Annotated in this window: 4 protein-coding genes; 3 read left to right on the forward strand and 1 reads right to left on the reverse strand. The window is 52.4% G+C overall.

The features are described 5' to 3' along the window. On the forward strand, positions 1 to 2233 hold a 2233-nt coding region (locus AC3AYF_RS18165), incomplete at its 5' end, for a hypothetical protein (RefSeq protein ID WP_487780139.1). Between the two features lie 517 nt (positions 2234 to 2750). Here AC3AYF_RS18165 and AC3AYF_RS18170 read toward each other — a convergent pair. Further along, complete coding sequence (locus tag AC3AYF_RS18170; RefSeq protein ID WP_295039746.1) at positions 2751 to 3296, reverse strand: TetR/AcrR family transcriptional regulator; 546 nt, start codon at positions 3294 to 3296, stop codon at positions 2751 to 2753. Between the two features lie 139 nt (positions 3297 to 3435). Between AC3AYF_RS18170 and bdcA the strand changes: the two genes are divergently transcribed. Both bdcA and AC3AYF_RS18180 read left to right on the forward strand, forming a co-directional pair. Beyond that, the gene (gene bdcA / locus AC3AYF_RS18175) at positions 3436 to 4146 is read left to right on the forward strand and encodes an SDR family oxidoreductase (protein ID WP_295039743.1); all 711 of its coding nucleotides are present in this window, start codon (positions 3436 to 3438) and stop codon (positions 4144 to 4146) included. Between the two features lie 216 nt (positions 4147 to 4362). Further along, positions 4363 to 4933, forward strand: a 571-nt coding sequence (locus AC3AYF_RS18180) for an NAD(P)-dependent oxidoreductase (RefSeq protein WP_487780140.1), incomplete at its 3' end; no start/stop codon positions are given.

The following is a 4933-nucleotide window of genomic DNA, read 5'->3' on the forward strand; positions in this document are numbered from 1 at the left end:
CCAACCAAGCGTTCAACGATTTTCAGATCGATTATTTGGAGGAGCTAGCCCTTTTGTTCAAGCGGAGGCGTTACTTACAGAAAAGGGTTCGAAACTCTTCCGCGCATTTGTTGAAGTGAACCCTGAGTCGACTAGCTTCGCCCTTCACCATATTTTATCGGCATGCTGTCATGAGGAGCTTAAGGCTATAGATGGAGATACCCGAAGAAACTTGGTTTGGGGGTTAGAGAAACTGTGCTTTCATGCTGATGTTTTTGAAAAGTCGGCATGGTGCATGTTGTTACTTGCGTCAGCTGAAAACGAAAGCTGGAGCAATAATGCAACAGGTATGTTTGCTCAACTTTTTCGAGTAAACCTATCGGGAACGCAAGCGAAACCAAAAATTCGGTTTGATCTATTAAAGCGCGCCATTGAAGTCAATCAGCTCAACATCGACATGGTGGTCCTTGAGGCTCTAAGCCATGCAATCAGCACTTATGGTGGTACACGAACTGTAGGTGCTGAGTATCAGGGTACTAAAGCTCCACTAGAGGAATGGCGGCCGGAACTATGGCAAGAGGTTTTCGAGTTCTGGCAACAGGCTATCGATCTGATGCTAATTCTAATAGAACGGGGCGATGCTCAAAAAGAAAAAGTTCTTTCGGATATGGGGCATTCTATTAGAGGTTTTGTAGCTTATGGTCGAGTAAATATGTTGGACGTGGCAATTAGGAGAGTTGTGTCTATCAATGGCCGATTTTGGCCGGCGGCCTTAAGCAGCATTAAAGACACTTTAGAGTATGATTCCAAAGAAATGGATAAGAAAAAGGTTGATGCGCTACGTAGTTGGTTAGAGATTTTATGCCCTGACGATGTTGAATTGTCAGAAAAACTGAAAATACTCATAACCAGCCCTCCATGGGAACACCATAAAGATGAAGATGGACGCTATGTTGATGTGGCAGCTGAAAATGCAAAATCTCTTGCCACAGATCTATCCCATAATATTGATGATCTGATTCCACATCTCGGCTCTTTGTTGCAGGGAGAACAAAAGCAGTCCTATGCCTTTGGTTACCAGTTGTCTCGTGAAGTTTCTGATGTCCAGCCATTAATTGAATCGTCTTTGGAGTGCTTAAAAAATATAGATCATCCTGATTTCCGGCTTATTCTAGGTTTATATCGGGGCTTGTTCGAGAAATCACCCGATCTCTGGCAAAAAAAAATAGATAGATTAATATTGGATGAAAAGTTTGTCTATCTTTATCCTGATTTTATACGTACTGGTAATATTCAAAAGGAGCATTTGGATAAACTTTTAGACCTGATTCAGCGCGGTGAATTGTCGCCAAACAGCGCAAATTCGCTGAGCTATGGTAGTGTTACAGAAGGAATTGAACCGGATGTGATGGCCGAGTTTTGCCTTCATCTTGCCGAGCTGGGCGCTCAGGAAAGTTGGTCGGCACTCAATGTCATATATATGTATTGCTTTGGTAATAAAGGCAGTATCGAAAAGCTACGGGATCAGATTAAGCTGCTAGTTATCACCGTTCCTTTGCATAAGGAACAGCAGAACACTGTTACAGATATCCACCATTGGCATGATATGGCCGAAAAGTTATTGAAGGTGCGGGATCAAGAGTTTGCGACTGCTCTAACGAGTCAGTTAATTGCCGCCTGCAAGTATGGCTTCAATCATGGGGATATCTGGTCTCATATTAAACCTTTAATGCTGAATATAATGAATGATTACGGTGACACGCTATGGCCAATATTTGGTAATGCTATCGTTCAAGCAGAAGGGATGGAGCGGTATTGGTTGCAACAGCTTTTAGATAGCGAAACAAGTTTGGCAGTTAATATGCCAAGCGTGCTTTCAGTTGTTCCAGTTGAGAGCATCATTAAATGGTGTTCTGCACTTCCAGATCTTGGGCCTGTTTTTGTTGCCCGTTGCTTGAACGTGTTTGAAACAGTTGATGAGCAACAACAACCCTCGGCATTGTTTATAGCTTTGCTTGAGAACTTTGGAAATGATCAAAGGGTCGCGAATGAACTGCACGCTAATATGGGAACCCGCGGGTGGTCTGGGTCTCTTGTACCTTACCTGGAGTCAGATAAGTTGGCACTAAGTCCCCTGATAAATCATGAAAATACCAATGTAAGGCTCTGGGTTAAAAGCCATATTAATTATATAGATCGACAGATAGATGAAGAGTTGAAGCGAGATGAGGAGGACGGTTTTGGACTTTATTAATGAGTGGAGGGGGGGGGTATGCAACTATTATATAATTAGTTGTTTTACACGGACAAATTGCTCGATTGGCTCCCAATTTGCCTGTGAGCAAGGCGTTATAACAGGAAAGCTGAGATGGCCTTCGGGCCGTGAGTGGGCAGCATACCCTTGGAGGGAAGCAGTCTTGCGCCCCTCACAGGCATGCGGTTCGTGAGACTAGAGGTCCCCAAAGCGGTACACCTTCGGTACACACACCAGTTTCCTGTGCTATCCTCAAATTTCGCTAAGCTACTGATTACAAACAACAGTACCTTTCGCTCGATTACGGTTGCTTTTCCTTGTGTGTCAGTAACTTATTGTTTTAAAAACGAACTCATAATCCCTTGGTCATAGGTTCAAGTCCTACCGGCCCACCACCCTCGAAGCCTCCCTCAATAAGCAGTCCTTCCGCCAGTGGCTGCCAGCTCGGCTCCACATGACGCCGAGCCTGTCGAGCCGCTTTGGATGACCCCGGCAATGAGATGAAGCATACCCACCATCAATCCGCATCCAACTGCGCCTTCAGTCCCGCAACGGCGGTGCGTGCCACATCGAGTAACCGGGTTTCGTCCATGCCTTCCCGCGCACTGGCTGAAAGCCCCGACATCGTGCTGGCCACGAAGTCGGTCACCGCGGATGCGCGCTCCGGGTGGGTGCGGGCGACGAACTCGCGAATTCGATCACGGCGCTGATTTGCCACCCGGCGTGCATGGATGACGCTCTCATCTCCGTCATTGCCCCGGGCGGCTTCTAGTACAAGACACCCCCGTTGTTCCGGGTCTCGCGCATAGGTTCGTGCGGCGCTCTCCAGCAATTCCGCCAGTGCATCCGCCGGTGCCCGGCCGGACAGCAGAATCTCGTCCAGCGCGAGGGCCGATTGCGCGTAGCGCTCGATGACCTGTGCGAAAAACTCGGACTTGCTACCAAACGCCTTGTAGAAACTGGGCGGTTTCACACCCAGAGCATCGGTCAGTGCCGCCAACCCCACGGCTTCGTAGCTGCCGGCGTGGAACAGGCGCTGGCCTTTGTCCAGTGCGGTTTCCATGTCGAAGCCTCGGGGACGGCCCCGGGGCCTGGGCGCTGATTTGGCATTTTCTTTAGTGTTCACTATAAAAATCCTTGCGCATGCATTCCGCCTAATTTTATAGTGATTGCTATCCAATTTGCTACCCGAGGTGCTTCACATGGATTTCGTAGACAAGCGTGTTCTGGTCGTTGGGGGAAGCCGTGGTATTGGCGCCGCCATCGTTGCTCTCTTTGCCGATAGCGGCGCGCGGGTGAGTTTTACCTACTCGGGTTCACGCGAAGCGGCGCAAAACCTGGCGACGAAGACCGGGGCGACAGCAGTCCAGACCGATGCGGCCGACCGCGACGCGATGATGGCGACCGTGCGTGAAGCGGGGCCTCTGGACATCATGATATTCAACGCCGGCGTACTGGTAGCGGGTGACCCCCTGACGCTGGATCCGGATGCGGTCGATCGCCTGATCGACGTCAATGTGCGAGCGCCGTACCACGCATCAGTGGAGGCTGCCCGGGCCATGAAGGAGGGCGGGCGCATCATCGTGATCGGGTCGGTCAACGGCGACCGGATGCCGTTTCCGGGACTGGCCGCCTATGCGCTGAGCAAGTCGGCGCTGCAGGGCATGGCTCGCGGGCTGGCCCGGGATCTTGGGCCGCGCGGCATCACGATCAATATCGTGCAGCCGGGGCCAACGGATACCGACATGAATCCCGCCGACGGCGAACTTGCCGAGCAGATGCACAGCGTCATGGCGATCAAGCGGCACGGCACGGCTCAAGATGTAGCCCACCTGACCGCCTATCTGGCCGGGCCGCACGCTACCGGCATCACCGGTGCCATGCACACTATCGATGGCGGCTTCGGCGCCTGAGCCGTGAATGATCGGCAAGGAGAGTCTTAATGACAGCTACGCCAGGAGAGACCGCCGTCACGGTCTATGTGACCTATCAGGGGGCAATCGGGAGCCGTTTCGACTGAGCGGCATTCTCTTCCACATCAATAGAAGGTCTGCTGGCGAAAACCTTCAGACAACGGGAATAGGGCAATGGATATTGGCGTTATTGGATTAGGGGCGATGGGACGCGCCATGGCGAGCAATCTCGTTGCGGCCGGGCACACGGTCAAGGCCTGGAACCGTTCCGGTGGCGAGCTCGATGGCGTGACCATGGTGGCTTCGCCGCGGGAGGCGTTCCAGGGGGATGCGGTGCTGACCATGCTCCCCGACGATGCGGCGATTCGGGAGGCACTGCTGGAAGACGGTGTCCTGGAACATGCCGCAGCAGGCACCGTGCATATTGTGGCCTCGACCATCTCGTTGGCATTTTCGCACGAGCTGGCGGCCCTGCATGCCAACGCCGGCATGGATTACGTCGCGGCGCCGGTGCTGGGCAGGCCGGATGTTGCTGCCAAGGGTGAACTCAACATTCTGGCCGGGGGAAGCGCCACGGCGGTTGATCGGGTGCAACCGGTGTTCGAGGCCATTGGCAAGCAGGTATGGCTCATGGGCGACCGGCCGCCCGCTGCCAACGCGGCCAAGATCGCTTGCAACATGATGATCGCCATGGCGATCGAGGCGATGGCGGAAGCGGTCTCGCTGACCGAGGGCAACGGCGTGGAGCGTGAACGCTTCTTCGAATTGATCCTTGGGACGTTGTTCG

Source organism: Salinicola sp., from assembly GCF_982684285.1.

Bases quoted from the DNA above. Each gene is read 5' to 3' on its own strand.
- AC3AYF_RS18170 (WP_295039746.1), bottom strand. From the start codon at position 3,296: ATGGAAACCGCACTGGACAAAGGCCAGCGCCTGTTCCACGCCGGCAGC.
- bdcA (WP_295039743.1), top strand. From the start codon at position 3,436: ATGGATTTCGTAGACAAGCGTGTTCTGGTCGTTGGGGGAAGCCGTGGT.